Source organism: Ruegeria sp. HKCCD4884 (assembly GCF_013110855.1).
In the GTDB taxonomy this organism is placed as follows: Bacteria; Pseudomonadota; Alphaproteobacteria; order Rhodobacterales; family Rhodobacteraceae; genus Ruegeria.
This window is the reverse complement of sequence record NZ_WVRJ01000016.1, coordinates 26,643-53,364: the sequence shown is the minus strand read 5'-3', so window position 1 is coordinate 53,364 and position 26,722 is coordinate 26,643. Positions and strand designations below refer to the sequence as shown.

General features: G+C 58.7%; 33 protein-coding genes. 20 read left to right on the top strand and 13 right to left on the bottom strand.

The window, feature by feature from the left end:
- Window positions 1–61: 61 nt before the first annotated feature.
- From GS636_RS19575 to GS636_RS19565, 3 genes are all read left to right on the top strand, one after another.
- Window positions 62–3,517: a chromosome segregation SMC family protein gene (locus GS636_RS19575; protein WP_171671810.1), complete on the top strand. Its 3,456-nt coding sequence runs from the start codon at window positions 62–64 to the stop codon at window positions 3,515–3,517.
- A 53-nt stretch (window positions 3,518–3,570) separates the two neighbouring features.
- The gene (locus GS636_RS19570; RefSeq protein ID WP_171188896.1) at window positions 3,571–3,921 is read left to right on the top strand and encodes a hypothetical protein; all 351 of its coding nucleotides are present in this window, start codon (window positions 3,571–3,573) and stop codon (window positions 3,919–3,921) included.
- A gap of 223 nt (window positions 3,922–4,144) precedes the next feature.
- Window positions 4,145–4,483, top strand: coding sequence for an acyl-CoA thioesterase (locus tag GS636_RS19565; protein ID WP_171671958.1), 339 nt, complete (start codon window positions 4,145–4,147; stop codon window positions 4,481–4,483).
- 15 nt (window positions 4,484–4,498) lie between these two features.
- Here GS636_RS19565 and GS636_RS19560 read toward each other — a convergent pair whose 3' ends face one another.
- Genes GS636_RS19560 through GS636_RS19550 form a run of 3 tightly spaced genes read right to left on the bottom strand, consistent with a single transcriptional unit; the run spans window position 4,499 to window position 7,556 of the window.
- The gene (locus GS636_RS19560) at window positions 4,499–5,662 is read right to left on the bottom strand and encodes a lytic murein transglycosylase (protein ID WP_171671809.1); all 1,164 of its coding nucleotides are present in this window, start codon (window positions 5,660–5,662) and stop codon (window positions 4,499–4,501) included.
- A gap of 11 nt (window positions 5,663–5,673) precedes the next feature.
- Complete coding sequence (gene cbiB, locus GS636_RS19555; RefSeq protein ID WP_171671808.1) at window positions 5,674–6,594, bottom strand: adenosylcobinamide-phosphate synthase CbiB; 921 nt, start codon at window positions 6,592–6,594, stop codon at window positions 5,674–5,676.
- Window positions 6,591–7,556, bottom strand: coding sequence for a threonine-phosphate decarboxylase (locus tag GS636_RS19550; RefSeq protein ID WP_171671807.1), 966 nt, complete (start codon window positions 7,554–7,556; stop codon window positions 6,591–6,593). Before GS636_RS19550 ends, cbiB begins: the two co-directional genes overlap by 4 nt.
- Window positions 7,557–7,741: 185 nt before the next feature.
- Between GS636_RS19550 and GS636_RS19545 the strand changes: the two genes are divergently transcribed.
- Complete coding sequence (locus tag GS636_RS19545) at window positions 7,742–8,104, top strand: response regulator transcription factor (RefSeq protein ID WP_171096153.1); 363 nt, start codon at window positions 7,742–7,744, stop codon at window positions 8,102–8,104.
- On the opposite strand, the gene GS636_RS19540 is transcribed toward GS636_RS19545, so the two are convergent.
- Entirely contained in the window at window positions 8,086–9,075 is a 990-nt protein-coding gene (locus GS636_RS19540) for a glutathione S-transferase family protein (protein WP_171671806.1), read from the bottom strand. The genes GS636_RS19545 and GS636_RS19540 overlap by 19 nt on opposite strands.
- A gap of 212 nt (window positions 9,076–9,287) precedes the next feature.
- Here GS636_RS19540 and GS636_RS19535 point away from each other — a divergent pair, with 212 nt between their 5' ends.
- Window positions 9,288–9,641 carry a hypothetical protein gene (locus GS636_RS19535; protein WP_171188906.1) on the top strand — a complete coding sequence of 118 codons (354 nt, stop codon included), beginning with the start codon at window positions 9,288–9,290 and terminating at the stop codon, window positions 9,639–9,641.
- Here the strand turns inward: GS636_RS19535 and GS636_RS19530 are convergent.
- Both GS636_RS19530 and GS636_RS19525 read right to left on the bottom strand, forming a co-directional pair.
- Window positions 9,638–10,165, bottom strand: coding sequence for a murein L,D-transpeptidase family protein (locus tag GS636_RS19530; protein WP_171671804.1), 528 nt, complete (start codon window positions 10,163–10,165; stop codon window positions 9,638–9,640). The genes GS636_RS19535 and GS636_RS19530 overlap by 4 nt on opposite strands.
- 3 nt (window positions 10,166–10,168) lie before the next feature.
- A complete protein-coding gene (locus GS636_RS19525; RefSeq protein WP_171671801.1) occupies window positions 10,169–11,341 on the bottom strand; it encodes a MalY/PatB family protein in 1,173 nt (390 codons plus the stop codon).
- A gap of 94 nt (window positions 11,342–11,435) precedes the next feature.
- On the opposite strand from GS636_RS19525, the gene def (GS636_RS19520) reads away from it, so the two are divergent.
- The 6 genes from def (GS636_RS19520) (at window position 11,436) to speB (ending at window position 14,766) form a co-directional block, all read left to right on the top strand.
- Entirely contained in the window at window positions 11,436–11,954 is a 519-nt protein-coding gene (def, locus tag GS636_RS19520; protein ID WP_171096140.1) for a peptide deformylase, read from the top strand.
- Window positions 11,951–12,445, top strand: a complete 495-nt coding sequence (gene def, locus GS636_RS19515; protein ID WP_171671799.1) for a peptide deformylase — start codon at window positions 11,951–11,953, stop codon at window positions 12,443–12,445. Before def (GS636_RS19520) ends, def (GS636_RS19515) begins: the two co-directional genes overlap by 4 nt.
- Window positions 12,446–12,487: 42 nt before the next feature.
- Complete coding sequence (gene fmt / locus GS636_RS19510) at window positions 12,488–13,402, top strand: methionyl-tRNA formyltransferase (RefSeq protein WP_171671796.1); 915 nt, start codon at window positions 12,488–12,490, stop codon at window positions 13,400–13,402.
- Window positions 13,403–13,408: 6 nt separating this feature from the next.
- Window positions 13,409–13,645 (top strand): hypothetical protein, encoded by a 237-nt coding sequence (locus GS636_RS19505; RefSeq protein ID WP_171096133.1) that lies wholly within the window; start codon window positions 13,409–13,411, stop codon window positions 13,643–13,645.
- 1 nt (window position 13,646) lies between these two features.
- Window positions 13,647–13,883, top strand: a complete 237-nt coding sequence (locus tag GS636_RS19500; RefSeq protein ID WP_171671794.1) for a GlsB/YeaQ/YmgE family stress response membrane protein — start codon at window positions 13,647–13,649, stop codon at window positions 13,881–13,883.
- 61 nt (window positions 13,884–13,944) lie between these two features.
- Complete coding sequence (speB, locus tag GS636_RS19495) at window positions 13,945–14,766, top strand: agmatinase (RefSeq protein WP_171671791.1); 822 nt, start codon at window positions 13,945–13,947, stop codon at window positions 14,764–14,766.
- Between the two features lies 1 nt (window position 14,767).
- Here speB and GS636_RS19490 read toward each other — a convergent pair whose 3' ends face one another.
- The 7 genes from GS636_RS19490 to GS636_RS19460 form a co-directional block, all read right to left on the bottom strand.
- On the bottom strand, window positions 14,768–15,370 hold the full coding sequence (locus GS636_RS19490; RefSeq protein WP_171648473.1) for an alpha/beta hydrolase: 603 nt from the start codon (window positions 15,368–15,370) through the stop codon (window positions 14,768–14,770).
- Between the two features lie 68 nt (window positions 15,371–15,438).
- Window positions 15,439–16,062, bottom strand: a complete 624-nt coding sequence (locus GS636_RS19485) for a trimeric intracellular cation channel family protein (protein ID WP_171096126.1) — start codon at window positions 16,060–16,062, stop codon at window positions 15,439–15,441.
- On the bottom strand, window positions 16,059–16,526 hold the full coding sequence (gene rnhA, locus GS636_RS19480; RefSeq protein WP_171648471.1) for a ribonuclease HI: 468 nt from the start codon (window positions 16,524–16,526) through the stop codon (window positions 16,059–16,061). Before rnhA ends, GS636_RS19485 begins: the two co-directional genes overlap by 4 nt.
- Window positions 16,519–17,106: a methyltransferase domain-containing protein gene (locus GS636_RS19475; RefSeq protein ID WP_171671789.1), complete on the bottom strand. Its 588-nt coding sequence runs from the start codon at window positions 17,104–17,106 to the stop codon at window positions 16,519–16,521. Before GS636_RS19475 ends, rnhA begins: the two co-directional genes overlap by 8 nt.
- Window positions 17,103–17,555, bottom strand: coding sequence for a DUF3429 family protein (locus tag GS636_RS19470; protein WP_171671787.1), 453 nt, complete (start codon window positions 17,553–17,555; stop codon window positions 17,103–17,105). The genes GS636_RS19475 and GS636_RS19470 overlap by 4 nt, the downstream gene beginning before the upstream one ends.
- Complete coding sequence (gene ispH, locus GS636_RS19465; RefSeq protein WP_171188925.1) at window positions 17,552–18,502, bottom strand: 4-hydroxy-3-methylbut-2-enyl diphosphate reductase; 951 nt, start codon at window positions 18,500–18,502, stop codon at window positions 17,552–17,554. Before ispH ends, GS636_RS19470 begins: the two co-directional genes overlap by 4 nt.
- 190 nt (window positions 18,503–18,692) lie before the next feature.
- Window positions 18,693–19,268, bottom strand: a complete 576-nt coding sequence (locus GS636_RS19460; RefSeq protein ID WP_171096116.1) for an NYN domain-containing protein — start codon at window positions 19,266–19,268, stop codon at window positions 18,693–18,695.
- Window positions 19,269–19,406: 138 nt separating this feature from the next.
- On the opposite strand from GS636_RS19460, the gene folK reads away from it, so the two are divergent.
- The 9 genes from folK (at window position 19,407) to rnc (ending at window position 26,649) form a co-directional block, all read left to right on the top strand.
- Window positions 19,407–19,976 (top strand): 2-amino-4-hydroxy-6-hydroxymethyldihydropteridine diphosphokinase, encoded by a 570-nt coding sequence (gene folK / locus GS636_RS19455; RefSeq protein ID WP_171188927.1) that lies wholly within the window; start codon window positions 19,407–19,409, stop codon window positions 19,974–19,976.
- A gap of 94 nt (window positions 19,977–20,070) precedes the next feature.
- Window positions 20,071–20,424: a DNA-directed RNA polymerase subunit omega gene (gene rpoZ / locus GS636_RS19450; RefSeq protein WP_171096112.1), complete on the top strand. Its 354-nt coding sequence runs from the start codon at window positions 20,071–20,073 to the stop codon at window positions 20,422–20,424.
- Between the two features lie 26 nt (window positions 20,425–20,450).
- Window positions 20,451–22,583, top strand: coding sequence for a bifunctional (p)ppGpp synthetase/guanosine-3',5'-bis(diphosphate) 3'-pyrophosphohydrolase (locus tag GS636_RS19445; protein WP_171671785.1), 2,133 nt, complete (start codon window positions 20,451–20,453; stop codon window positions 22,581–22,583).
- 16 nt (window positions 22,584–22,599) lie between these two features.
- A complete protein-coding gene (locus tag GS636_RS19440) occupies window positions 22,600–23,298 on the top strand; it encodes a DUF2062 domain-containing protein (RefSeq protein WP_171096108.1) in 699 nt (232 codons plus the stop codon).
- Window positions 23,291–24,037, top strand: coding sequence for a pyridoxine 5'-phosphate synthase (locus tag GS636_RS19435; protein ID WP_171671782.1), 747 nt, complete (start codon window positions 23,291–23,293; stop codon window positions 24,035–24,037). Before GS636_RS19440 ends, GS636_RS19435 begins: the two co-directional genes overlap by 8 nt.
- Entirely contained in the window at window positions 24,034–24,657 is a 624-nt protein-coding gene (locus GS636_RS19430) for a LysE family transporter (protein ID WP_171671780.1), read from the top strand. The genes GS636_RS19435 and GS636_RS19430 overlap by 4 nt, the downstream gene beginning before the upstream one ends.
- A complete protein-coding gene (acpS, locus tag GS636_RS19425; RefSeq protein ID WP_171096103.1) occupies window positions 24,654–25,073 on the top strand; it encodes a holo-ACP synthase in 420 nt (139 codons plus the stop codon). Before GS636_RS19430 ends, acpS begins: the two co-directional genes overlap by 4 nt.
- Before the next feature lie 59 nt (window positions 25,074–25,132).
- Complete coding sequence (gene lepB, locus GS636_RS19420; RefSeq protein WP_171188936.1) at window positions 25,133–25,972, top strand: signal peptidase I; 840 nt, start codon at window positions 25,133–25,135, stop codon at window positions 25,970–25,972.
- Complete coding sequence (gene rnc, locus GS636_RS19415) at window positions 25,969–26,649, top strand: ribonuclease III (RefSeq protein ID WP_171671778.1); 681 nt, start codon at window positions 25,969–25,971, stop codon at window positions 26,647–26,649. Before lepB ends, rnc begins: the two co-directional genes overlap by 4 nt.
- The last annotated feature ends 73 nt before the right edge of the window (window positions 26,650–26,722 follow it).

Here is a 26,722-nt window from a genome sequence, read left to right as displayed (position 1 = left end):
GACTCGGACCCTATCCCTTGCGCAGACTTTCAACTCATAGGAATCACGGGACACGCTGCCATTGCGTTTCAGCAAGCTCAAACTGACCGGCTTCAAAAGCTTTGTTGATCCAACCGATCTGATCATCGCAGACGGGTTGACCGGTGTGGTGGGGCCAAATGGCTGTGGCAAGTCCAATCTTCTGGAAGCATTGCGTTGGGTGATGGGTGAAAACCGGCCCAAATCCATGCGTGGTGGCGCGATGGAAGACGTGATTTTCGCAGGTGCTGCCACGCGTCCTGCACGCAATTTTGCTGAGGTCGTCCTGACCATGGACAACTCGGAACGTCTTGCGCCATCTGGATTCAACGACAGCGATCAGTTGGAGATCGTACGGCGCATCACCCGCGATGTTGGCAGCGCTTACAAGACCAACGGCAAGGATGTGCGCGCGCGCGATGTACAGATGCTGTTCGCCGATGCTTCGACGGGGGCGCATTCGCCTGCGCTGGTCGGGCAGAACCGCATCGCCGAATTGATCAACGCCAAACCCCGCGCGCGCCGCCGCATTCTGGAAGAAGCTGCCGGGATCTCGGGTCTGTATCAGCGTCGGCACGAAGCTGAGCTAAAGCTGAAAGGCACCGAGGCGAACCTGACTCGCGTCGATGACGTTCTGGAACAGCTTGGTGGGCAATTGGCTCAACTGGCGCGCCAAGCCCGTCAGGCCGCGCGATACCGTGAAATCGGCGAGCAGCTGCGTCAGGCCGAAGGGATGCTGCTGTATCGACGCTGGAAAGAGGCCGATATGGCCCGCCAGCAGGCAGAGGAAAAGCTGCGCGAACGTATCACCGAAGCTTCCCGTGCCGAGGCCGAGGCGCGCGCTGCCGCTGCAAAACGTGCCGAGATCGAAGAAACTTTGCCGCCACTTCGTGAAGAAGAGGCAATCGCAGCTGCGGTTCTGCAACGTCAGCAGGTGCAGCGCGATCAACTTTCCGATCAGGAAACCCGCGCGCGGCAGACCATTGAGACGCTGACAAACCGTATTCAGCAGCTTGGCCACGATATTGAGCGTGAAACCGGTCTGAATCGAGACGCAGGTCAAATGATTGAGCGTCTGGAATGGGAAGCGCGCGAGCTGGCAAAGGCCGCTGAAGGCCATGACGAGAAAGTGGCTGAGGCGGCAGAAATCGCGCGTGAGGCAGCCTCGATCCTGCAAAACCGCGAAGACCACCTGTCACAACAAACCGAGGACATGGCCCGTCTGGTCGCCCGGCACCAGTCAGCCCAACGTTTGGTCGAAGACAGCCGCAAGACATTGGCCCGGTCTGAGGGTGAAGAGGAAAAGGCACGGCAGGCAGTGGATGAGGCCAAAACCGCCTTGACCCGCGCCAGCGAGGCGTTTGAAGCCGCCCAGGAAGGTGAGGAAGAAGCCCGCGAAGCCGCTGAAGCCGCCGAAGAGGCTCTGGCAGCTGCGGATGAGCTGCGCAATGAAACACAAGCGCGCGAGGCCGAAGCACGCGCGCAGCGTTCTGAGGCCGAAGGTGAGCTTGGCGCGATCCGGGCCGAAACCACGGCGCTGGCCAAGCTGGTGGAACGCGACACTGCCGAAGGTGGTCAAGTGCTGGATCTGCTGCGCGTCGCGCCAGGCTTTGAAAAGGCTCTGGGCGCGGCCCTGGCCGATGATCTGCGCGCGCCCTTGGTCGAGGGCGATGGCCCTTCTGGCTGGGTGCAGGTGGCAGGATATGACAGCGATCAGCCTTTGTCGGATGGGGTCGAACCGCTGGCGCTTCACGTCTCGGGTCCGGATCGTCTCAGCCGTCGGATTGCACAGATCGGTCTTGTGGATGCCGATCAGGGCGCGCGTTTGCAAGCAGCGCTGAAACCGGGCCAACGGTTGGTGTCCCGTTCGGGTGATTTGTGGCGCTGGGACGGCTTCCGTGCATGGGCCGAGGATGCCCCAAGCGCAGCTGCACTGCGTTTAGAGCAACTCAACAAGCTGGAAGCACTCAAGCAGGAACTGACACGCACCGAGGCGCAGGCAGATGGCGCCCGTGCCGCGCATGAGGCTCTGTCGCGGCAATTGGCGGATGTGACCGAGGCCGACCGCCGTGCGCGAGAAACCCGCCGTGCTGCGGATCAGCGCATGGCCGAAACCGCGCGACTGCTTAGCCGGGCCGAAGCGGATCGTAATCTGGCGCAGGGTAAACTGGAGACCCTGACCCTTGCCGTAGATCGTCACAAGGAAGACGCCATGGCGGCCCGCGCGCAGCTGCGCGAAGCCGAGGGCGCATTGAGCGGCTTGGGCGATCTCGACAGTGCACGTGCCGAGGTCGAAGACATCAAACAAACTGTCGAGGCGGCGCGGATCACGATGCTGACCCACCGTTCGACACATGATGAGCTGCGTCGTGAGGGGGACGCGCGCACCCGCCGCTCGCAGGAGGTCACAAAAGACCTCAGCGGGTGGCGGCATAGACTGGAAACCGCTGAAAAACGGATCTCGGAACTGGCTGAGCGCAAGGAAAGCTCGGAAGAGGAGCTGACCGACGCCATGGCCGCCCCCGGTGAGATTGCCGAAGCGCGGGAAGAGCTGAACGAACTGATCGAAGCCGCCGAAGCGCGCCGGGCAGAGGCTGCGGACAAGCTGGCCGAGGCTGAGACCCAGCAGCGTGAGGTTGTTCTGGCAGAACGTGAAGCGGAACGCCTGGCTTCGGAAGCGCGCGAAAGCCGCGCGGCGGCCGAGGCGCGCTGTGATGCGGCAAAGGAAAGTGTGGTCGCTGCGGCAGAACGGATCGCCGAGGATCAACAATTGACCCCGAACCAGTTGCTGAATCAGTTGGATGTGAACCCCGACCAGATGCCTGCTGCGGATGTTCTGGAATCCGAGGTGAACCGCCACAAGCGTCAACGCGACGCAATGGGTGCAGTGAACTTGCGGGCGGAAGAAGACAGCAAAGAAGTTCAGGAAGAGTTCGACACGCTCAGCAGCGAAAAGGCCGATCTGGAAGAGGCGATCAAAGCCCTGCGCAGCGGCATCGCCAGCCTCAACCGCGAAGGACGCGAACGGTTGTTGACCGCGTTTGAACAGGTGAACTCGAACTTCGCTATGTTGTTCAAGCACCTGTTTGGGGGTGGTGAGGCCAATCTTGTCATGGTCGAAAGCGACGATCCGCTGGATGCAGGTCTTGAGATCATGTGCCAGCCGCCGGGCAAGAAACTGTCGACCCTCAGCCTGTTGTCTGGCGGAGAGCAGACCTTGACCGCGACCGCGTTGATCTTTGGTGTATTCCTGGCCAATCCCGCACCGATCTGTGTGTTGGACGAGGTCGATGCGCCGCTGGACGACGCCAACGTTACACGCTTCTGCGACCTGCTGGACGAGATGTGCCGCCAGACCGACACGCGGTTCCTGATCATCACGCACCACGCAGTGACAATGGCGCGAATGGACCGGCTGTTCGGCGTCACGATGCAGGAGCAAGGCGTAAGCCAGTTGGTCTCGGTTGATCTGAAAAAGGCCGAACAGATGGTCGCGTGACCGCTCACTGCAAGTTTATGACGTTTGCGCTCGGATCGCGCTAACTTGGGCGCATGACACGATTTCTAATCCCCGCCCTGTTCGTAGCCAGCTCAGCTTATGCTGCGGACTGGCCTTTAAAGTCCGGGGACATTCCTCTGACTTCAGCAGAGCTTGACGCTTTGGCAGGCCAAACATTCACCTTCTACGATGATGGTCAGGCCAAATTCTCGGCCGGTGGGGCCTATTCCTACACGTATGCCAGCGGAGACTCGGCTTTTGGCACATATTCCATCGCCGAGGACGGCAGCGTCTGTATCGCCTATCGCAACGGATTCAGCCGGTGTGATCTTTATGTAAGAAGCGGTGAGCGGCTGATCCTGATTGATCAGAAAGGAGACCGCTATCCCGTCCGGCCTGAGTAAAGCTTTTCGAGATTGAGATGCATAACCTAAGCGCAAAGCTGGTGTTCTCTTCATTTTGGTGAGAAATCTTGCCAGACTGAACACACGACCATTCCAGTCAATGGCTTAGGAGGGGATTGAACCCGTGGCAGAAGACACCGACGACCGGCTCGCTTTAGGTAAAAAACGCGGGTCACATGGCCGCCAACAGGACGAGGGTGTTCTGGTTATTCGCACGATAGCGATGCCCGCAGACACCAATCCGGCCGGTGACATTTTTGGCGGTTGGCTGATGTCGCAAATGGATTTGGCGGCAGGCAATATGGCGGCGCGCGTGGCGCAGGGGCGAACAGCGACCGTTTCCGTCGAGGCGATGCAGTTCTTGCACCCGGTCAAGGTTGGGGACGAAGTGACGCTGTATGCGACGCTGACGCATGTTGGGCGCACATCCATTCGTGTTCACGTGGATGTCTGGGCACGCCCGAGGCAATCGCAGAATGGAAAAAAGGTTACGGAAGCCGAGTTCGTGTTCGTCGCTTTGGACGACAACGGTGCGCCGCGCCCGGTGTTCGACGACAGTTAAGCGCGGCGTGTCAGGTTAAAGCCGGTTCAGTAAGTCGACCGTTGGCCAGGCATCTGCAGGCAAGCCCAAGCGGGCCTGTTCGGCCTGCACCGCAGCGCGTGTTCCGGCCCCCAGAATCCCGTCGATCTTGCCCACGTTATACCCTTTGGCTTGCAGTTTGGTTTGCAGCTCTTTCATCTGCGCTCCGTTCAAACCTTGCGCCGGATTGCCCGCATCATAGATCTGCGCGCCTTCCAGTCTTGTACCAAAATAGGCGGCGGTCAGAACGTAGACAAAGCTTTGATTCCATTCGAAATAGACGTCGAAATTCGGGTAGGCCAGAAAGGCCGGACCATTGCGCCCTTGCGGCAGGATCAGCGAGGCAGGCAGGTTGGCCAACGACCCGCTGCGCGCCTGCACGCCCATGGCTTGCCAATCGGCCACCGAGCGGGGTTTACCCGGGCCGGACAGGGACCAGTCCATCTGAGCGGGCACCGTGACCTCTTGCAACCATGGCTCGCCCGCGCGCCAGCCCAGATGCGACAGCATTTTGCCCCCGGACATCAGCGCATCAGCGGCCGAGGTTTTCAGGCGGACATGCCCGTCACCATCACCATCGACGCCGTTTTCCAAAATGTCGCGCGGTAGCATTTGGACCATGCCGATCTCTCCGGCCCATGCACCTGTCGTGCGGGCCGGGTCGAAATCGCCGTTTTGATACAGCTCGATAGCGGCGAAGATTTGTGGGCGAAACAATTCGGGCCTGCGGCAGTCGTGCGCCAAAGTCACCAGCGCGTTGCGGGTGTTGAAGTCCCCCTGGAACGAGCCATAGTCAGTCTCGAACGCCCAGAAGGCCAGCAGCACCCCGCGTGAGATACCGTATTCCTGTTCGATCCGGTCAAAGACCGCATCATATTTGCGCGACATGGCCTGCCCGCGTTCAATCCGGTTGGCCGAGATCAGGCGGCGCGAAAACTCGATGAACGGTTTCTGAAACACCCCTTGCGCCCGGTCGGCCCTGAGCACCGCATTGTCTTGCTGCACACCTTTGAAAAATGCGTTCACGGTGGATTTGTCAAAGCCTTGTTGCATGGCTTCGGTCTTCAAGCCTTTGACAAAGGAATTGAACCCACCCCCACATTGGGCAAAGGCAGGAGAAGCAAGCAAAGCGGCGGCAACCAGGCCGGAAAGAAAACGCATGAAGGGACCCTTCAGAAAATCAGATTGACCCCAACCCACACCGACACGAGCCCAAGCGCAAGCCCCCAAACGCTCCACAACATGTGACATGCGCGGAAAACCTCCGCCGCCCCGATCTCGCGCGGTGCGTCGCCATTGACCCAGGCCAGGTCCCGCAGCTTTCCATCATAGCTGCGTGGCCCGGCGAGGGCGATGTTCAGCGCGCGGGCCATCGCGGCCTCGGGCCAGCCTGCATTGGGTGAGATATGGCGGCGCGCATCCCCAACAATTTCGCGCCAGCGCGACCGTTGGCCTGAGAGCGCCACGATCAGCACACAGGTCAGCCGGGCGGGGATCAGGTTCAGCAGGTCATCGAACCGGGCCGAAGCCCAGCCGAACTCAAGGTACTTTTCGTTGCGATACCCGATCATGCTGTCGGCGGTGTTCACGGCTTTGTAGACCAGCAGCCCCGGCAACCCGGCGACCAGAAACCAGAAAGCGGGTGCAGTGACCCCGTCGCTGAGGTTTTCCGCCGCGCTTTCGATGGCCGACCGTGCCACCTGCGCCTCGGTCATGTCGCGGGTATCGCGTGAGACGATCATCGCCACCTGTGCCCGCCCCTCGGTCAGCGAAGTCAACAGCCCGTCACCCACAGCACGCACATGCGCGACCAGAGACTTCTGTGCCAACAGGATCGCGCAAACCAGAATCTCGACCACCGGTCCCAGCAACGAAAGCGCCCAGCCAAGCCCCCATGCGCCGCAAAGCAACAGGACTAGCACAAAAACGCCTTTCAATCGTCGCGTATTCCCGTGATTCAGCCGTTTGTCCAACCAGCCAATCAGATTGCCTATCATCACAGCGGGGTGTTTGACGCGAGACCAGAGCCAGTCAGGCTCTCCCAGTGCGGCGTCCAGGCACATGGCGCAGACCAGCATCAGGCCAACGCTCACAGCGCGGCCGCCAATCTGTCCCAGCCATTCTTGGGTGGCAGGCCCAGGCGTAGATAGGTGGTTGAATAGGGGAAAATGCGGCTCCAGATGTGGCTCTGTGCCAGTCTGTCCTGCCAATTGGCGGCGTCGTCGACCTTGTACAGGCGGAACAGGCTGGTGCCACCAACGATCTGAGCACCCTTGGCCGTAATCAGAGTATCCAGCCGCGCGGCCTCAGCAGTCAGACGCACGCGTGTGGCGTCAGCCCAACCCTTGTCTGACAAGGCTTGGGTTCCAATGCGCAGGGCAGGGCCCGACACGGACCACGGACCGGTCAAATCGTTTAGCCGGTTGATCAGGTCTGGCCGCCCGATGGCAAATCCGAGACGCATTCCAGCCAGCCCCCAGAACTTGCCAAAGCTTTTCAGCACGATCACACCGGAGCGGTCCGCCAGATGGATCAGAGACGCATCCGGCGTGACGTCGCAGAAGCTTTCATCAATCACATTCAACGGCGCAGTGACATCGCTTTCCTGCCAGATACGCCCGTCGGGGTTGTTCGGATGCACGATCACACGGGCGTCTCCGGCTGTGTCGGCCTGAACATTCCAACCCTGAGCTGAAAAGGCGGCCGCATGTTCGTTATAGGTGGGTGGCGTGATTTGAACTGTGCCGGATGTGGCCAGCGCCGGGATACGAGCGATGATGGCGGATGCTCCTGGTGCGGGAAGGATCGCTGCCCCATCCGGCACGTTCCAGAACCGGCGCGCGGCCTCGCTCAGGCGTTCAAAAGCCCCGTGGTCTGGCAGTTCCGTCCAATCCGCTGCTGTAAGCCCAGATATCTCATATGGGTGCGGGTTGATGCCGGTCGACAGATCGATCCAGTTGGCGCGTTGACCGCCATGTTTGACAATCGCCCTGTCCAGTCCGCCGCCGTGGTCGCGCACGGCGCGTGGGTCCAGACCGTGATCCAATGTGCTCATCTGCTCTCTCTGTGGGAAATGACCGATTTTGGCGCGTTTCAAGCGGATTTTCGCCTCTTACACAAGCAAATCCGTGTGATCACGGACCTGTGGGGCCGCTGTTAACACTTTGTTAAGGAAATAACGAGATCACGGACCACGGGGGTCGGCACCACTCACCATATCAAGTGCCGAGGTTGTTGCAAATGAAAGTTCTGATTGTTGAGAGTAACCCCGACCTTGGTCGGGTCTGGAAAAGGCATCTGGAGCGGCAAGGCGCCGAGGTCACGCTGGTCGAGACGCAGGAGGCCGCCATTCTGGCGTTGTATGGCACGGATTTTGAAATCATCGTGCTGGATCTGGTTTTGGAAAGCGGAAGCGCATTAGCGGTGGCCGATTTCGCAAGCTATCGCCGCCCCGAGGCGCGGGTGATCTTTGTCACCAACACCACCTTCTTTTCGGACGGGTCGATCTTTGCCCACAGCCCTAATGCCTGTGCCTATGTACAAAGTGAAACGCCGCCAGAGGATCTGGCGGCGATGGTGGAGCATTACGCAGCAGGGCGTTGATCGCGTCCGTGCGGTTCCATGTATTCCAGAACCGGATTGGTCGGGATGATCCGGTGCGGATTGATGCTGTCATGGCTGTAGTGATAGTGGCGCACGATATGGTTCATGTTCACCGTGGGCGCGACGCCGGGCCATTGATACAACTCGCGCGTATAGGCCCAAAGATTGGGGTAATCGATCAGACGCCGTTTGTTGCACTTGAAATGCAAGTGATAGACCGGATCAAAGCGGATCAATGTCGTGAACAGACGCCAGTCAGCCTCGGTGATCCGATCGCCCATCAGATAGCGATTGCGGGACAGGCGGTCCTCCAGCCAGTCCAGTGTGTCGAACAGCGGGCCCACCGCTGCGTCATAGGCTTCTTGTGAGGTGGCAAAGCCCGATTTGTAGACGCCGTTGTTCACGTCTGAATAGATGCGGGCGTTGACCTCTTCGATTTCGTCCCGCATCGCCTCGGGCCAGTAGTCATCGGTGTTGCCGGTGATCCCGTTGAAGGCCGAATTGAACATGCGGATGATTTCCGAACTTTCGTTCGAGACAATGGTTTCCTGCTGCTTGTCCCACAGGATCGGCACCGTGACCCGACCGGAATAGGACGGATCGGCCTTGGTATAGATTTGATGCGCGAAGTCCATGCCGTAAAGATCGTCACCTGTTGCGCCATGATCGTCGGTCACAAAGGTCCAGCCTTTGTCCAGCATGTCAGGGTGCACAACCGAGACAGAGATCAGGTCAGTCAGCCCTTTCAATTCGCGAAAGATCAGGGTGCGGTGCGCCCAGGGGCAGGCGTGACTGACATAGAGATGATAGCGCCCGGGTTCTGCCTTGAATCCGCTCTTGCCGGACGGCCCCGCGCTTCCATCAGCCGTTAACCAGTTGCGAAATTGCGCCGCGCTGCGTTTGAACGCGCCTCCCGTAGACTTTGTGTCATACCAAGTGTCATGCCATGTTCCGTCGACCAGCAGGCCCATTTCTTTTCCTCCGCGTAGGCGTTTGACCAAAGATAGGTCCAAGCCTGCCCTGTGCCTATCCGAACGCCTGCGCAACTGCTCTGCATTCGCGCACAATCGGGGCTGGGATTTCTGTGCAACAATTCGCAACCGCGCTGAATTCTATGATGTGGTTCACTGGATTTTTACAACTGTTCCCGCACAATAGATGTCATTCACGGGGGAACGGATTAATGAGTACCTATGTTTCAAAGGAAATACGCGCCGAGTTGGACGCGGCCCGAATCGCCACGTTGAAGAAAGCCAGCCGTTTGCGGGTGGAAATGGGCAACAATACCTATAAAATCCTCAAATTGTGGAAGGACGGCTTCACTGTTGAGGCCGAAACGACACCGCGCCTGCGTGGGCTGGTCGATATCTACGATGGGGCCAACCACCTCTACCAATGCCTGATCGTCGCGGATGAGGATGAGGGCGGTGAGATGCGGTATGAGTTCAAGCGCAGCACTGCGGCCCATGACAAGGCTCCGCTGGATTTCTATCGCGCGCCGGATGCACCGATTGCCCTGTTGGGGCGCGAGGACTAGGGCCGGATTTCGACGGTCGTTCCGGTTTCAGTCAGAGTCCAAAGCTGCGCCATTTCGGCGTTTGACAGCGCAATACAGCCCAAGGTCCAGTCTCCGGGCAGCGTAAAACCGGCCACCCCATTGGGTTGGCCATGGATGAAGATGTCTCCTCCGGGGTCCGTACCCTGTTGGCGTGCGCGTTTGATGTCGTCGGGTTGTGGGTAGTCAATGCCCAGCGACAGATGAAAGGCGCTGTTTGGATTGCGCCGATCGATCCTGAACAGCCCGACGGGCGTTTTACCGTCCCCTTCGATCTCTTTGTTCCCATCCGGAGCAAAGCCCAGTGCAATGTCAGCCTTCATCACCACTGCCCCGTCCAGCGTGGCCGTCAGGCGGCGGGCAGATTTCTCGATCAGGATATGGTCGATGCGCGTGGCTTCGGGTGCCATTGGCGGCGCAGGCGGGCGCGGGCCGAAGCGGTGCCAGCCAGCCCAGCCGGCACCCGCGATCAACAGAGCTAGACCTATCAGCCCCAGCCGCCGCATGCCTTACTGCAAATCGCCAAAAGCCCGTTTCAGTCGGTTACAAGCTTCCTCTACCCGCGCGCGCTGCGTGGCGAGGTTGAAGCGTTCGAACGTCTCTCCACCTGTGCCGAAGCCGGGGCCAGACGATGTGGCGATCCGCGCGTCCTCGCGCAGGCGGCGGACAAATTCTGCGTGATCCATGCCCGTGCCCGAGAAATCGACCCAGGCCAGATAGGTTGCTTGTAAAGGCATCGACCACAGACCTGGAATTTCGGCGATGGTCTGATCGAACAAGCGCTTATTGCCTTCCAGATGTGCAATCTGCGCATCCACCCATTTGGCCCCTTCAGGGCTGTAGGCCGCGGTGATCATCGCCACACCCAAAGCGCTGGGGTCATAGTCCAGTGTTTGCAACCGATGCTTCATGGCCGCGCGCAGTTTGGGATCGGGAATGATCATGTTGCCGGTCCGCTGTCCGGCGATGTTGAAAGTCTTTGACGCAGCGGTCAGCGTCACTGTCCAGGGTCGCGCATCCGGGGCGGCTACGTCCATCGGCACGAACTTGGCACCGGGATAGACCAGATCGTGGTGGATCTCGTCCGACACCAGGATCAAACCGTTCCGCTCGGCAAACGCGGCCACGGCACGCAGTTCGTCTGGTGTCCAGACACGCCCCGACGGATTCTGCGGCGAACACCACAGCAACATCTTCTCGGACCCGTCCAGCCGCGACTGCGCGTCGTCCAGATCAAGCCCATAGCTGTCGCCTTCCCGCACCAGCGGGCATTCGACGACCCGGCGGCCTGATTTGTTCACCTTATGCGCAAACTCATGATAGACGGGGGTGAAAATCACGATGCCATCGTCGGGTTCGGTCCAGACATCCAGCGACAGCGCGATTGCATTGCCCAGACCTTGGGTTGTCAGAATCCAATCTGTATCGATTTCCCAGTCATGGCGGGTCTTCATCCACCACTGGACGGAAGCCAGATAATCCGGGTGCATCCAGGAATACCCGAACACGCCATGATCAGCGGCTTTGCGCACCGCATCGATTACGCAAGGCGCTGTTTGGTAATCGGAATCGGCCGTCCACATGGCCAGCCCGTCATTGGGTGAGACGCCGTACAACATCTCCATCTTGTCCCATTTGGAACTGTTGGTGCCCCGGCGGTCGATCAGGTCGTTGAAAGTCATGTCTGCTCCGTTCTGTTGGTCGAAAGCTAACCGCAAATCGGGCAGGTGCAAGGGGGGCGTTGCGGCGCGGGACGGGATGGCCTAAATCAGCCTCATGAAACGCAATATCCTGATCCATCCCGACCCCCGCCTGAAGAAGGTCTGCGCGCCCGTAGGCGACCTTACGGACGAGCTGCGCAAACTGGCTGACGACATGCTGGAAACCATGTATGACGCGCCCGGCATCGGCCTGGCCGCGCCGCAGATCGGTGTGCTGGATCGGTTGATTGTTCTGGATTGTGTCAAGGAAGAAGGTGAAACCCCGCGTCCCCTGATCATGTTCAACCCCGAGGTCATCGCATCATCGGATGAAACCAATGTCTATGAGGAAGGGTGCCTGTCCATCCCCGATCAATACGCCGAAGTGACCCGCCCCAAGGTGGTGGATGTCACCTGGATGGATCAGAATGGTAATCTGCAGCAGGAAACCTTTGATGGGCTTTGGGCCACCTGCGTGCAACATGAGATCGATCATTTGAACGGCAAGCTGTTCATCGACTATCTCAAACCACTGAAACGGCAGATGATCACGCGCAAGATGCAAAAGCTGAAACGCGAGAAAGCGCGCTCATGACAGTGCGCACCTGCTTGCCCTGGCCCGACAAACGTCTGCGAACCGAAGCGGATGAGGTGACAGAAATCACCGATGAAATTCGGACGATCTGGGACGATATGATCGACACGATGGAGGCAATGCCCGGTGTTGGCCTTGCTGCGACGCAGATTGGTGTGATGTTGCGTCTGGCCGTGGTTGATGGATCGGCTGAGCGGGGCAAGGCCGTGCGTCTGGCCAACCCGGAAATCCTGCACAGCTCGATTGAGCTGCGCGAACATGAAGAAGCCAGCCCGAACTTGCCCGGTGTGTCAGCCAAGATCAAACGCCCGCGTGCAGTGACTGTGAAATACGTGAACGAACAGGGCATGGTGGACCGTCGCGACTTTGTCGGGATCGACGCCACCAGCGTGCAGCATCAGATCGATCATCTGAACGGGAAGATGTATTTCGACCGGCTCAGTAAGGTCAAACGCGACATGCTGCTGCGTAAAGCAAAGAAATTGACGTAAGTCGGGTTTCAGCCCGGCACCTGAAAAACTCCGGAGACGAGCATGCGTGTCATCTTCATGGGAACCCCCGAATTCTCAGTCCCGGTGTTGGATGCGCTGGTTGAGGCTGGGCACGAAATTGCTGCCGTCTATTGTCAGCCGCCGCGCCCTGCTGGTCGCGGCAAGAAAGACCGCCCCACGCCCGTTCACGCCCGGGCCGAGGGGCTGGGCCTTTCTGTCCGCCATCCGGTTTCGTTGAAATCAGCCGAAGAACAATACGCCTTTGCCGAGTTAAACGCGGATGTGGCTGTTGTCGTGGCTTACGGCCTGATCCTACCGCAACCCGTACTAGATGCGCCCAAACAGGGTTGCCTGAACATCCATGCCAGCCTGTTGCCGCGTTGGCGCGGGGCCGCGCCGATCCATCGGGCGATCATGTCAGGCGACGCCGAGACCGGGATCTGCATTATGCAGATGGAGGCAGGTCTGGACACTGGCCCCGTTCTGTTGCGGCAGGTAACTGCGATCGAGCCCGAAGAAACCACTGCGAAGCTACACGATCGCCTGTCGACCATGGGGGCCGCGTTGATCGTCGATGCACTGGCCAATCTGCCGAACCTTGCACCTGAACCTCAGCCCGAGGACGGCGTGACTTATGCCGCTAAGATCGACAAGTCCGAGGCGCGCATTGACTGGAAGCGCCCGGCGGTCGAGGTTGATCGGCAGATCCGTGGCCTGTCGCCTTTTCCCGGAGCCTGGACCGAAGTGGACGGTGAGCGGATCAAGGTGCTTGCGTCGCGCGTTACAGAGGGGCAGGGCGCCTCTGGCGAGGTTTTGAATGGCGATCTGCACGTGGCCTGCGGGCAGGGTGCTGTCGAACTGCTGCGCTTGCAAAGGGCAGGCAAAGGCGCGCAGGATAGGGAAACGTTTCTGCGGGGCTGGGCAATACCTACCGGCACTCAGCTGTCTTCGGAGTAAAGCCATATGTTCATGGTGATGATGGGCACCGTCGTGATTGCCGGGATTGTGGGGTACCTGTCCGAGAAATCCGGTTTTACTCATAACGGCTATCTGCCCTCGATCATCATTTGCGTGGGCGGAGCGTTCTTGTTTTATTTTGTCCGCATCATGTTTGGGATCAGCTTTGGCCCGCCGGGATTGGACGCGGTGATTTCATCTGTCGGGGCCTTGATCATCGTGCCGACCCATTGGAGGAAGTAAGATGCCCGTCGTCGCCCTGATCATCATTGGAGCAGCTGCCGGTTTTTTGGCCACCCGGCTGATGCGGATCGAAGCAGATATCCCGACGACCATGTTGATTGGGATTGTTGGCGCTCTGATCGGAGGGTTTCTGCTGCGGTTTTTGATAACAGTCATGGGCTGGCTGTCTGGATTTGTTGGCGCAGTCCTTGGCGCGTTACTGGTGATCTGGATCTGGCAAACCTATCTGCGCCGATAACTGCTTGACCTTGGGTCTTTTGTCCGCCCAGATCGCGTCCAAACGATTTGGGAGGATGCCGATGCTGCACGATCTGAAACCGGGTGATGTCGCCCTGATGGGTGTGCCGCTGGATCTGCATTCCTCTTTCCTGCAAGGTCCGGCTTTCGCGCCCGGACGAATTCGCGAGGCGCTGCATTCGGGCGCTGCCAATCTGACGGCCGAGGACGGCACTGATCTGGGCGCGACCGAGCGGTTTCGTGATACCGGCGATTTGGACGTGTTTGAAATGCGCGGTCAGGAGCCGATTGACCGGATCGAAACCGAAGCAGCCAAGCGGATCGCAACCAGCGCGCGCCTGTTGTCTCTGGGCGGGGATCATTCCGTAGCCTATCCGTTGATCAAAGCCCATGCGGACCGATACGCAGGGCTGAACATTCTGCATGTCGACAGCCATCCCGATCTGTATGACGAGCAAGATATCGGCCCATTGGGCCATGGCTGCCCCTTTGCGCGGGTGATGGAGAACTGCCCGGTCAAGCGATTGGTACAGGTCGGAATCCGAACCATGAACGCCCATCAGCGCGCGCAAGCCGACAGGTTCGGAGTCGAAGTGATCGACATGCGCAACTGGAGTGCCGATCTGCAGATTTCTTTTGATGGCCCCGTCTATCTGTCACTGGATTTGGATGCACTTGATCCGGCCTTTGCCCCCGGCGTCTCACATCACGAACCCGGCGGGCTGAGCACCCGCGAGGTCATCAACCTGATCCATCGTTTCGAGGGCCAATTGGTCGGCGCGGATATTGTTGAACTGAACCCGCATCGCGACCCATACGGTATGACCGCAATGGTGGCCGCAAAATTCGTCAAAGAGATCGGTGCGCGCTTGCTGTCGCGTTGATTCACCGCGCGTCGCACACCGTGGCTGAACCAAGGGCCGGTGCACCCTTTGTGGTCATATCGTACCGGTTCGCTTCAGCGGCGGTCATCCAGTGCATGCTTTCAGCCGGGGCTGCGAAGAGGGTATACCAGTAAAATTCCTCATCCACGCCGATGTCTTTGAAATAGTCCAGGTATCGGTCATGTTCCGGGTCGTCTTCGGGCAACTCGGTCGCTACCAGTCCCGATCCGGCCCAGCTGTGAACGCCGACACAGGCCCCCGGTTGCAAGATGCGCCGGTTTCCGGCCAGAAACAGATCGGTGCCCCCGCTCGCAACCAGACCATCTGAGGGTACGACTGTATCGAAACCAGCCTTGTGCACCTCGCGGCTGAAGATGACATTGGCATCGTCATCCACTGATCCTTCGATGTATTGCAGAACCAGAGTTCGGGCCTCGGGGTTTTCGGCAACGACTTCCTCAAATGCCGATAGCGTTGTTTCATCAATCGTGCCTGACGCAATGATCTGGTCGCCCTGTGCAACGAAACTGACAGGTGTATAGTACTCGCCACACGAGGCGAGCAGAGCCAGACAAGCTGATATGGATGTGAATCTGAAGGTCATCGCGTGCCTCGCCGAACTGTACTGCCCAAAGAGGTATCAGCACAGTTCTGTTGCGTCCACCGGCTGGCTTAGCTGCGCGGCGGGCGGCTTTTGTAGACGGGCAGCTGCCATCCAAACGTCAAAGAACCAGCCCGCAACGCCCAGCAAACCAACGCACAAAGAGCCAGTGAGAGCGCTGGTTCCAACCCCAGCCGGACAGCAATCACAGCTGTCAGCGCGCCGGTAAATGCGCATGAAACATAAAGCTCGCCCTGTTTCAGCACCAGCGGAACCTCGTTGCAGACGACATCGCGCATCAACCCGCCCAGACATCCGGTCGTCACGCCCATCAACACAACTATGACGCCGGATTGATCCAACGACAGTGCCGCGCCGGTACCGGCGGCGACTGCCACCGACAGAGCGAAACTGTCCAGCCAGATCAGCCAATTGTAACGGCTTTCCATTAGATGTGCGGTGAAAAAAACCAATACCGCAGCGGCGACGGCGATCAGAATGTAATCCGGCTGACCGACCCAAAAGATTGGGTGCCGGTCCAACAACAGATCACGCACAGTACCGCCCCCGACTGCCGTCAAGCAGGCCATGAAGGCAAACCCTACCAGATCCAGCTGCGCGCGGCTTGCCACCAAGGCTCCGGTCAGTGCAAAGATCAGGACCGAGGCATAATCCAGCAGCGTCAGCGCGGTCACGCCTGTGCCTTTTTAGGTTTGAATGGGGCCATGCCAGAACGGGCCAGTTCGTCGGCCTTTTCATTCTCGGGGTGACCCGCGTGACCCTTGACCCATTCCCAGGTCACATCATGTCGCCCCTGCGCCTCGTCCAGGCGTTGCCACAGATCGACGTTCTTGACCGGCTTCTTGTTCGAGGTTTTCCAGCCGTTACGCTTCCAGCCAAAGATCCAGCCGGTGACGCCGTTCTTCACATAGGCGCTGTCGGTCACGATGGTGATTTTCGACGGGCGCTCCAGCGTCTCTAACGCGGAAATGGCGGCCAGCAGTTCCATTCGGTTATTGGTTGTCTCGGCCTCGCCGCCATTCAGCTCACGCTCTTTCAAAACGGTGCCCCCGTCCATCGCGCGTAGCAAAACACCCCAGCCTCCGGGTCCGGGATTGCCGGAACAAGCACCATCGGTATAGGCAAACAAGTCAGGCATGGGCGAACACCAGAATAAAACCGTCGTAAGAGCCTGCCAGACCTTTCCCCATCCCTTTGACCGAGCGATCAATTGTGAAGCCGGTTTGGGTCAGCGCGTCTTCGATCTCGGCTTCGGTATAATAGGTGTAATACCGATCCAACTCGTCCCTGTGCTCACCTGTACCCAGCTTCATGCCGAGAAAAAGCTGCCCCTTAGGCTTCAGAGCAGAGTGAATCGCCTTCAGGTGTCGCGGGAAATCTGCGCGTGGCGCGTGCAGCAGGGAAAAGCTGGCGTAGACACCGTCAAAGATAGCGGTTTCGGTGACGTCATCGAACGTGCCCAGATACGCGTCCACTCCGTTCTGCCGGGCGTGATCCACGAAGGCAGGCGTCGCATCCAGCGCCTTTACCGTCAATCCTTGACGCATCAGGAAACTGCTATCTGAACCCGGCCCGGATCCCAGATCCAGAACATATCCACCTGCGACGACTGCATCTACAAATGCTTGTCTGGCCTCAAGCTGTGCTTCGGGCAGGGGAACGTTCAGGTATTCGGCCACCCTGTTGGTATATGCGTCGATCGTGCGTTTATCGGTCACAGGTATACTCCGACGGCAAGGCTGGCCAGAACAACGGCGGTCAGCAGGACGCGTAACCGCATCCACCAAACCGGTGTCAGCCGCCAATAAGAAAACAGGGCATCCAGCACCAACAGGCCGGCAAACCCGTACATCAGGTTTGTGCCCGCCTGCACCGGCCCGCCGCCCGTCATGAAAAAGGCCCAAAGCGCGGGCAGGACCGACAATGTGTAACACAGACCTGCCTTGCTGCCCGAGGTCTTAGTGGCAAACCCCCAAAGAACACCGGACATGAAGCTCAGGATCACCGAGCCATAGAACAGCTGCACGTATGGACCCACAAACCGCGCGCCAAGGTTCTGTGCGCCCCAAGCGTTCAGGTCGCCGTTCAGATAGGTCAACGCACCCCAGACAAAAGGGATCAGCCCTGCCAACCCCAGATAAAACGGTGCCTTTGGTACTCCGATCACGCTGGTTGCCTCAGGACGCGCGGCACTTTGAACTCGACGTTTTCGGTGGCGGTTTCAACCAATTCCACAGTGACATCGTAATGCGCGCGGAAGGCGTCGATCACTTCGTCAACCAAAAGCTCGGGGGCCGATGCGCCGGCGGTGACGGCCACGGATGAGATGCCCTTGAGCGCACGCCAGTCGATCTCGGTGGCGCGCTGTACCAGTTGCGCGTATTTGCAGCCCTCGCGCGAGGCGACCTCAACCAGACGGCGCGAGTTTGATGAGTTCGGCGCGCCTACAACCAGCAGGGCGTCTGCCTTGGGGGCCACTGCCTTGACGGCCTCTTGCCGGTTCGTGGTGGCATAGCAGATGTCTTCCTTGTGCGGCCCGACAATGGCCGGGAACCTGGCCTGAAGCGCAGCTATGATGTCTTTGGTGTCATCAACCGACAGGGTTGTCTGGGTGACAAAGGCAAGTTTTTCGGGGTCACGCACATCAACCGTGGCCACATCTTCGACGGTTTCAACCAACAGAACATCGCCTTCGGGCAACTGTCCCATAGTGCCAACGGTTTCGGGATGACCCTTGTGGCCGATCATGATCATCTGCAACCCTGCATCCGCATGGCGCTGTGCTTCGACATGCACTTTAGAGACCAGTGGGCAGGTCGCGTCGACATAGATCATTTCGCGCTTGGCGGCCTCGGCAGGAACCGATTTCGGTACGCCATGGGCGGAAAAGATCACCGGACGATCATCGGGGCATTCGTGCAGTTCTTCGACAAAAACGGCCCCTTTTGCCCGCAGCCCGTCGACGACAAACTTGTTGTGGACAATCTCGTGGCGCACGTAAACCGGAGCGCCCCATTTCTGCAGGGCCATTTCAACGATTTTGATGGCGCGATCCACACCGGCGCAGAAACCCCGGGGAGCGGCAAGGTAAAGTGTCAGTGGTGGCTTTGTCATTAGGCTGTCTCCTTAGGGCACAGGTAAGTCTTTTCCCGGCCTTGGTCCAGACAGGAGATCGTCATTCAACTGACACGAATCGATGCTAGCCAAGTTATGTTTCAGCACCTGTTCATTGTTAAAGAAGCGCGGCCAGGACCCTGGTCCTGACCGCGCGAATTTTTCCCCATCAAAAAAGGCGTATGCCTGATCAGCTGTTGCCAGCCATCGCAACGTTGCGCGGCTCGGCCGGCATTTCACGTGGCGGGCGTCCGATCACGTCACGCAGATCTTCCAATTCGATGAAGTTGTCGGCCTGACGACGCAGTTCGTCCGAAATCATCGGTGGCTGACTGCGGATGGTCGACACAACGGAAACACGCACGCCCTGGCGTTGCAGGCTGGCGATCAGCGGGCGGAAATCCCCATCGCCAGAGAACAGCACGATATGATCCACACGCGGCGCAAGTTCCATGGCATCAACTGTAAGTTCGATGTCCATGTTTCCTTTGACTTTCCGACGCCCCATGCTGTCGGTGTATTCCTTGGCCGGTTTCGTGACCATGGTGAAGCCGTTGTAATGCAGCCAGTCGACCAATGGGCGTATTGGCGAATACTCGTCGTTTTCCAGGAGCGCTGTGTAATAGAAAGCCCGAAGCAACTTGCCGCGGCGCATGAATTCCTGCCGCAGAAGTTTGTAGTCTATGTCGAAACCGAGTGCTTTTGCCGCGGCATAAAGATTCGAGCCGTCGATGAACAGCGCTAGCCGTTCGTCCTTATAAAACATAAATAGTCCCTTCCGGTATAATACAGACCGCACCGCTAGATGAGTGAGTGAGTGATGAATTGGCGCGTTCTGTCGGTCTATAATTAGAACTTTTGCCGGTTATCGCAAGTATGCAATGTGTCGAATATAGGGTGCTAGATGAGCAATTCGTTGTCAAATGCCGTTGTTGCGCTGGGTGCAAATCTCAACTTGAGAGGAAATGAGCCCGCAATGACACTTCGAAATGCACTTGACGCTATTGCGCGTCAGGAGGTGGTGATTCGGTCAGTCAGCCGATTTTTTGCAACTCCCTGTTTCCCCGTGGGTGCGGGTCCTGACTATGTGAATGCGGCGGCTCTGATCGCTACCGAAAAGTCACCGACCGAGCTTTTGCGCGTGTTGCATGCAGTTGAGCATGAGTTCGGGCGCGAACGGATCCAACGCTGGGGTATGCGGACACTGGATCTGGATCTTGTGTGCTTTGACGATCTGGTGTTGCCAGATCAGGCTGTGTTTGATCGCTGGCTGACATTACCCTCTGACGCACAGCAGAATGAGGCGCCCGATCAACTGATACTGCCCCATCCACGCCTGCAGGACCGTGCTTTCGTATTGGTTCCCATGGCAGATATCGCGCCGGATTGGTGCCATCCGGTTCTGGAGCGCTCGGTTACGCAGATGGTCGCTGACTTGCCTTTAGCTGAGGTTGAGGCGGTCACGCCGCTGTGATCCTTGCAAATGCAGCATTTCCTGCTTGTCAAGGCGCGGATTCGCGCTTAGATAAACCTCTTCCTGACATGGATTCAGAAACGGAGAGCGCCCCATGGCCCGCGTGACGGTTGAAGATTGCGTAGATAAGGTTCCAAACCGGTTCGAGCTGGTGATGCTTGCCGCCCATCGGGCGCGCGAAATCTCCGCTGGTGCTGCGATTACCGTTGACCGTGACAACGACAAAAACCCTGTCGTATCCCTGCGCGAAATCGCCGACGAAACGCAAAGCGCGGATGACCTGCGCGAGCGTCTGATCGAGGCCAACCAGACCCAGATCGAGGTCGATGAGCCGGAAGAAGACCAGATGGCGCTGCTGATGGGTGCCGAATCGGACAAGCCTGCCATGGACGACATGTCCGAAGAAAAACTCCTGCGCGCTCTGATGGAGGCTCAGGGACAGGGGTAAGCCCTAAAAACGAAGGTGCGGACCGGATGATTTCTGAAGACGACCTGATTGCGCTGGTCCGCAACTACAATCCGAAGACAAATGCTGATCGCATTACGCTGGCCTATGAGTTCGGCCAGCAGATGCATGAGGGGCAGTTCCGCCATTCCGGCGAGCCTTATTTTACCCACCCCGTTGCAGTTGCCGCCATCCTGACCGAACAGCGTTTGGATGACGCGACTATCATAACAGCGCTTCTGCACGACACGATCGAAGATACCAAAGCCAACTATGGCAAGGTTGCCGAACTGTTTGGGGATGAGGTCGCCAAGCTGGTCGATGGCGTCACCAAGCTGACCAACCTGCAACTGTCCAGCCGCGAGACCAAGCAGGCTGAAAACTTCCGTAAGTTGTTCATGGCCATGTCCAAGGACCTGCGGGTCATTTTGGTCAAGTTGGCGGACCGTCTGCACAATATGCGCACGATCAAGGCCATGCGCCCCGAAAAGCAGGTGGTCAAAGCGCGCGAGACGATGGACATCTACGCTCCGCTCGCTGGCCGAATGGGTATGCAATGGATGCGCGAAGAGCTGGAAGACCTTGCCTTCCGCGTGCTGAACCCCGAAGGCCGCCAGTCGATCATCCGGCGTTTTATCACGCTGCAACGCGAAACCGGTGACGTGATCCACCGCATCACCGGCGATATGCGGCACGAGCTGGAAAAGGCAGGCATCGAGGCCGAGGTCTTTGGCCGCGCTAAAAAACCCTATTCGATCTGGCGTAAGATGCAGGAAAAGGACCAAGGTTTTTCACGCCTGTCCGACATCTATGGTTTCCGCATCATTACTCAGACGGAAGAAGACTGTTACCGCACCCTCGGCGCGATCCACCAGCGCTGGCGCGCGGTGCCTGGGCGGTTCAAGGATTACATCAGTCAGCCAAAATCAAATGGCTACCGCTCGATCCACACCACTGTGTCGGGGCGCGATGGTAAACGGGTCGAAGTTCAGATTCGCACTCGTCAGATGCACGACGTGGCTGAAACCGGCGTTGCGGCGCATTGGTCCTATCGCGACGGTGTTCGCACCGAGAACCCTTTTGCGGTCGACCCGGCCAAGTGGATTTCGAACCTGACTGAGCAGTTCGACAACGAAGAAGATCACGAAGACTTCCTCGAAGCGGTCAAGCTGGAAATGTATTCCGACCAGGTGTTCTGCTTCACACCCAAAGGGGATGTGGTGAAGCTGCCCCGTGGGGCAACACCGATTGATTTTGCTTATGCCATCCACACCCGGATCGGCCATGCCTGTGTCGGGGCCAAGGTAGACGGCATTCGTGTGCCGCTGTGGACACGGCTAAAGAACGGTCAGTCGGTGGACATTATTACGGCTGACGGTCAGACACCGCAGGTCACTTGGCTTGAGATCGCTGTCACCGGCAAGGCCCGTACTGCCATCCGTCGCGCTTTGCGTGAGGTCGACAGAGAGCGGTTCATCAAGTTGGGCAAGGAACTGGCCCGTTCCGGTTTCGAACATGTTGGCCGCAAGGCAACGGACAAGGCGCTGGATACGGCTGCCAAACACCTGCGTCTGAAAGATCGGCACGAGCTGTTGGCCCGTCTGGGCAGCGCGGAATTGACGGCGCATGAGGTGGTCGAAGCCGTCTATCCGGAACTGGCCAAGGACGACGGTGATGCCATTCCGCTGCGTCGTGCCGTGATCGGCCTTGAGCCGGGGCAGAAATTCGACCGTGCGCCGTGTTGTCAGCCTCTGCCTGGCGAGCGGATCGTTGGCATCACCTACCGGGGCAAAGGCGTGGTGGTACATGCCATCGACTGCAACCGGCTAAGCGAATTCGAAGGTGAACCCGACCGCTGGGTCGATCTGCACTGGCATTCGGGCACCCACCCAGCCGTGTACGGGGCGACGCTGGATCTGACCATCGGCAACGATGCCGGGGTTCTGGGGCGAATTTGCACATTGATCGGTGAGAAAAAGGCCAATATTTCGAACCTGGAATTTGTTGACCGCAAACCGGATTTTTACCGTCTGTTGATCAATGTCGAACTGCGCGACCTTGAACAGCTGCACTCACTGATGCTGATGCTTGAGGCAGAAAGCGACGTTGCAGCCGTCGAACGGCACAGAGACCGGACCAAGACCGCAACCGCGGCTGGCTGAGAAGGGGTGATCACGCGTGGTATTCAAGCGCCGAGACCGACGCTCTGCTGTCCAAGTCGCGTCGGAGTTTGTCTATCCGCGTGGCGGGTGGACCCGCGCTTTTCACTATGTCAAACATCGTGTCCGCCGTTTGCCGGACACCCCTGACCGAATTGCGCGTGGTATCGGCGCGGGGGTCTTCGCAGCCTTTACCCCGTTCTATGGGCTGCATTTTCTGGTCGCAGCCATTGGTGCACGCCTGATCAAAGGGAATATCTTGGCGGCGCTCAGCGGTACGTTTTTTGGAAATCCACTGACTTACGTGCCAATCGGTGTCATCTGCCTTCAAACCGGGCATTTTCTTTTGGGCACCAAATACGAAGAAGGTGACACTCAGGGGCTGATGGGGAAGTTCGCCGATGCTATCGGTGACCTCAAGAACAACTTTCTGGCCTTGTTCACCGACCGCGTGGCAGACTGGCGTGGGCTGGACCAGTTCTACGATGACGTCTTTTTCCCCTACATGATTGGCGGCATCATTCCCGGCATTGTGGCCGGTGTGATTTGCTATTACCTCAGCCTGCCGCTGATCCTTACCTATCAACAACGCCGCCGCGCCAGGATCAAAGCGAAGTTTGAGGAAATCAAACGTTTGGCTGAAAAATCGACTGCCGTTCCTGAGGCAAAGCCACTAGGCTCCGCCGCGAAACTGAAAAAGGAATCGAGAGATGTCTGAGAACGATCTGCGTCTGGGTGTGAACATCGATCACGTCGCCACCGTGCGAAATGCACGGGGTGGGGCTTATCCCGATCCGCTGCGCGCCGCCAAACTGGCGGAAGAGGCAGGAGCCGACGGCATCACCGCCCACCTGCGCGAAGACCGTCGCCATATCTCGGACGCTGACATCGACGGGCTGATGGAAGTTCTGTCGGTGCCATTGAACTTTGAAATGGCCGCAACAGACGAGATGCAGAAAATTGCTCTGCGCCACAAACCCCATGCGGTTTGCATCGTCCCGGAAAAGCGCGAGGAGCGCACCACAGAAGGCGGTCTGGAAGTTGCGCGCGAGGAAAACAAACTGGCCCATTTCATCGCGCCCCTGCGCGACGTCGGCTGCCGCGTGTCGATCTTCATTGCTGCCGATCAACGCCAGATCGAGGCTGCACATCGCATTGGTGTAGAGGTGATCGAGCTGCACACAGGCGCTTATTGCGATGCACATGCCGAAGGTCGTATGGAAGACGCCGCCCGCGAGCTTGAAGCGCTGCGCCAAATGTCCACCTTTGCCCACTCTCTGGGGCTTGAGGTTCATGCGGGTCACGGCCTGACCTATGACACCGTACAACCGATTGCCGCCTTCCCCGAGGTGAAAGAGCTGAATATCGGTCACTTCCTGATTGGTGAATCGATCTTTCTGGGCCTCACCCCCGCCATTCAAGAAATGCGCCGCCTGATGGACGAGGCCCGCGCGTGATCACGCCCGGCTTCGTCGCCATCTGGCTGGCCTGGCTGATGGCTGGCGGCTCTCCGGGGCCTGCCACGATGGGTATTGCCGGAACTGCGATGAACGAAGGCCGCCGCGCCGGTCTGGTCTTTGCGCTGGGCATCTGTGCCGGATCCGCCGCTTGGGGCATAGCCGCTGCGCTGGGTTTGTCGGCGATCATGCTGGCCAATGTCTGGGTGTTCGAAGTGATCCGGTACATCGGTGTGGCCTATCTTGGCTGGCTGGCCTTCAAGGCCCTGCGCCGCGCGATGACCTCGGACGAAGTCGCTTTGGGCAAACCGGTCACTGGTTCACTGCCGACGATCTTTGCCAAAGGCGCTGCGATCCACCTGACCAATCCCAAAGCGATCCTAAGCTGGGGCTCCATCTATGCCATTGTCGCGCCCAATGATGCCAGCCTGTCGATGCTGCTGGGCTATTTCGCCATGCTTTATGCCGGATCGCTGCTGATTTTCATCGGGTACGCGTTTCTGTTTTCATCCGAGCGTATGGTCCGCGCCTACCGCCGCGCCCGCCGCTGGTTCGATTTCGCCTTTGCGGGTTTCTTTGGGGTGGCGAGCTACAAGATATTGACGGTGCGGTTGTCATGATCCTTGGCATCGGCACAGACCTCGCAAACATCGACCGCATCCAAGGCACGCTTGATCGCTTCGGCGACCGGTTCCGCAATCGTGTCTTTACTGATACCGAACAGCGCAAAGCCGAGCGCCGCCACGATACAGCTGGCACCTATGCCAAGCGCTGGGCGGCGAAAGAGGCGTGCTCTAAGGCGCTGGGCACCGGACTGCGCATGGGCATCGCATGGAAGGATATGGCTGTCACCAATCTACGTACAGGCCAGCCTGTTATGCATGTCACCGGCTGGGCTGCCGAGCGTCTTAAGGAAATGACCCCAGACGGGCACGAGGCGATCATCCACGTGACGCTGACCGATGACCATCCCTGGGCGCAAGCCTTTGTGGTGATCGAGGCCCGTCCGCTTCAAGAAGCGCCCGCGCAGCCTTGACTTGCCCCCACCTGACCCGCATGTAGCACCCCAACCACGCATAGACTGGAGAGAGCAGTATGGCCGAGGAAGCCAAAACCGGAAATCCCGTTTGGGAGACGATTAAAACCATCGTCTATGCTCTGCTGATTGCGGGCGTATTCCGCACCCTCTTCTTTCAGCCTTTCTGGATCCCCTCGGGCTCGATGAAGGAAACGCTGCTGATCGGTGATTTCCTTTTCGTCAACAAAATGACCTATGGTTATTCCTACGCGTCCTGTCCCAGCTTGATCATCCCCAGCGTGGGTCTGAATGTGGATGCCGAAGATATCTGCGGTTGGATGCAGGGTGACGGTGACAGCCGCATTTGGGGCGGTGAGCCCGAGCGCGGCGATGTCATCGTTTTCCGCCATCCGGTCACGGGCCGCGACTATATCAAGCGTCTGATTGGTCTGCCGGGTGATCGTATCCAGGTTCGGGAAGGTCAGATCATACTGAACGATGTTCCGGTTCCACAGCAGCCCGATGGCGTCTTCACTGAAGTTGCCGAGCCGCAAGGCCCGCAACGTCTGCGTCCGCGCTGTGAAAATGGGCCCGTTGGCATTGGTGGCGCATGCGAAAAATCGCGCCTGATTGAAACTTTGCCCAACGGCGTCTCGTATGACGTGCTGAATATCGGGAATCAGGGGTCGGACAACACCGGCATCTACAACGTGCCCGAAGGCCACTACTTCTTTATGGGTGACAACCGCGACAACTCTGCCGACAGCCGCCTTCCCCAATCTGCGGGTGGCGTAGGCTACGTGCCTTACGAAAACCTGATTGGTCGGGCTGATCGCATCATGTTCTCATCTGCTGGCCGGTCGATGCTGTTCTTCTGGACCTGGCGCGGTGACCGGTTCTTCAAGGCGGTCAATTGAAGCTTTCGGCTGAAATAAAGGCATTCCAGCAGCGTTTGGGGTATGAGTTCGCCAATCCTGAATTGCTGGTACGTGCGCTGACACATGGTTCGGTCTCGTCGTCCACTCGGCCCGATAATCAACGGCTCGAATTTCTGGGCGACCGCGTTCTGGGCCTTGTCATGGCAACGGCTTTGCTTGAGGCCGACAAAACGGCATCCGAAGGCCAATTGGCCCCCCGGTTCAACGCGCTGGTCCGGAAAGAGGCCTGCGCCGATGTGGCCCGCCAGATCGATCTTGGCGGGGTGCTGAAGCTGGGCCGGTCCGAGATGTTATCCGGTGGCCGCCGCAAACTGGCCCTGTTGGGCGACGCAATGGAAGCCGTGATTGCCGCAATTTACCGCGACGCAGGGTTCGAGGCCGCGCGCGATGTCATCCTGGCCCTTTGGGGCGACCGGATCCACACGGTCGAGGCTGACGCGCGCGACGCCAAAACGTCGTTGCAGGAATGGGCGCAGGCCCGTGGTCAAAAACCGCCCTCATATGTCGAGATCAAACGCAGCGGCCCTGACCATGCGCCGATCTTCACCATTGCTGCCCGTCTTCAGGACGGAACCGAGGCACAAGCCACTGCGGGATCCAAACGGCAAGCCGAGCAGGCGGCGGCTAAGGCTTTGTTGTCCTCCCTGCCGCAGTGATCTGCCGCGCCTGACCGGATCCACTTCATCTGGCCAAAAATATCTCGGGGGTGAGCCCGGAAGAAATCCGGGC

What these genes read in the sequence shown, in the direction of transcription:
- GS636_RS19570 (WP_171188896.1), top strand. Translation starts at nt 3,571, where the DNA reads ATGACACGATTTCTAATCCCCGCCCTGTTCGTAGCCAGCTCAGCTTAT.
- GS636_RS19565 (WP_171671958.1), top strand. Translation starts at nt 4,145, where the DNA reads ATGCCCGCAGACACCAATCCGGCCGGTGACATTTTTGGCGGTTGGCTG.
- GS636_RS19560 (WP_171671809.1), bottom strand. Translation starts at nt 5,662, where the DNA reads ATGCGTTTTCTTTCCGGCCTGGTTGCCGCCGCTTTGCTTGCTTCTCCT.
- GS636_RS19550 (WP_171671807.1), bottom strand. Translation starts at nt 7,556, where the DNA reads ATGAGCACATTGGATCACGGTCTGGACCCACGCGCCGTGCGCGACCAC.
- GS636_RS19545 (WP_171096153.1), top strand. Translation starts at nt 7,742, where the DNA reads ATGAAAGTTCTGATTGTTGAGAGTAACCCCGACCTTGGTCGGGTCTGG.
- GS636_RS19540 (WP_171671806.1), bottom strand. Translation starts at nt 9,075, where the DNA reads ATGGGCCTGCTGGTCGACGGAACATGGCATGACACTTGGTATGACACA.
- GS636_RS19535 (WP_171188906.1), top strand. Translation starts at nt 9,288, where the DNA reads ATGAGTACCTATGTTTCAAAGGAAATACGCGCCGAGTTGGACGCGGCC.
- GS636_RS19530 (WP_171671804.1), bottom strand. Translation starts at nt 10,165, where the DNA reads ATGCGGCGGCTGGGGCTGATAGGTCTAGCTCTGTTGATCGCGGGTGCC.
- GS636_RS19525 (WP_171671801.1), bottom strand. Translation starts at nt 11,341, where the DNA reads ATGACTTTCAACGACCTGATCGACCGCCGGGGCACCAACAGTTCCAAA.
- def (WP_171096140.1), top strand. Translation starts at nt 11,436, where the DNA reads ATGAAACGCAATATCCTGATCCATCCCGACCCCCGCCTGAAGAAGGTC.
- def (WP_171671799.1), top strand. Translation starts at nt 11,951, where the DNA reads ATGACAGTGCGCACCTGCTTGCCCTGGCCCGACAAACGTCTGCGAACC.
- fmt (WP_171671796.1), top strand. Translation starts at nt 12,488, where the DNA reads ATGCGTGTCATCTTCATGGGAACCCCCGAATTCTCAGTCCCGGTGTTG.
- GS636_RS19505 (WP_171096133.1), top strand. Translation starts at nt 13,409, where the DNA reads ATGTTCATGGTGATGATGGGCACCGTCGTGATTGCCGGGATTGTGGGG.
- GS636_RS19500 (WP_171671794.1), top strand. Translation starts at nt 13,647, where the DNA reads ATGCCCGTCGTCGCCCTGATCATCATTGGAGCAGCTGCCGGTTTTTTG.
- speB (WP_171671791.1), top strand. Translation starts at nt 13,945, where the DNA reads ATGCTGCACGATCTGAAACCGGGTGATGTCGCCCTGATGGGTGTGCCG.
- GS636_RS19490 (WP_171648473.1), bottom strand. Translation starts at nt 15,370, where the DNA reads ATGACCTTCAGATTCACATCCATATCAGCTTGTCTGGCTCTGCTCGCC.
- rnhA (WP_171648471.1), bottom strand. Translation starts at nt 16,526, where the DNA reads ATGCCTGACTTGTTTGCCTATACCGATGGTGCTTGTTCCGGCAATCCC.
- ispH (WP_171188925.1), bottom strand. Translation starts at nt 18,502, where the DNA reads ATGACAAAGCCACCACTGACACTTTACCTTGCCGCTCCCCGGGGTTTC.
- GS636_RS19460 (WP_171096116.1), bottom strand. Translation starts at nt 19,268, where the DNA reads ATGTTTTATAAGGACGAACGGCTAGCGCTGTTCATCGACGGCTCGAAT.
- folK (WP_171188927.1), top strand. Translation starts at nt 19,407, where the DNA reads ATGAGCAATTCGTTGTCAAATGCCGTTGTTGCGCTGGGTGCAAATCTC.
- rpoZ (WP_171096112.1), top strand. Translation starts at nt 20,071, where the DNA reads ATGGCCCGCGTGACGGTTGAAGATTGCGTAGATAAGGTTCCAAACCGG.
- GS636_RS19445 (WP_171671785.1), top strand. Translation starts at nt 20,451, where the DNA reads ATGATTTCTGAAGACGACCTGATTGCGCTGGTCCGCAACTACAATCCG.
- GS636_RS19435 (WP_171671782.1), top strand. Translation starts at nt 23,291, where the DNA reads ATGTCTGAGAACGATCTGCGTCTGGGTGTGAACATCGATCACGTCGCC.
- acpS (WP_171096103.1), top strand. Translation starts at nt 24,654, where the DNA reads ATGATCCTTGGCATCGGCACAGACCTCGCAAACATCGACCGCATCCAA.
- lepB (WP_171188936.1), top strand. Translation starts at nt 25,133, where the DNA reads ATGGCCGAGGAAGCCAAAACCGGAAATCCCGTTTGGGAGACGATTAAA.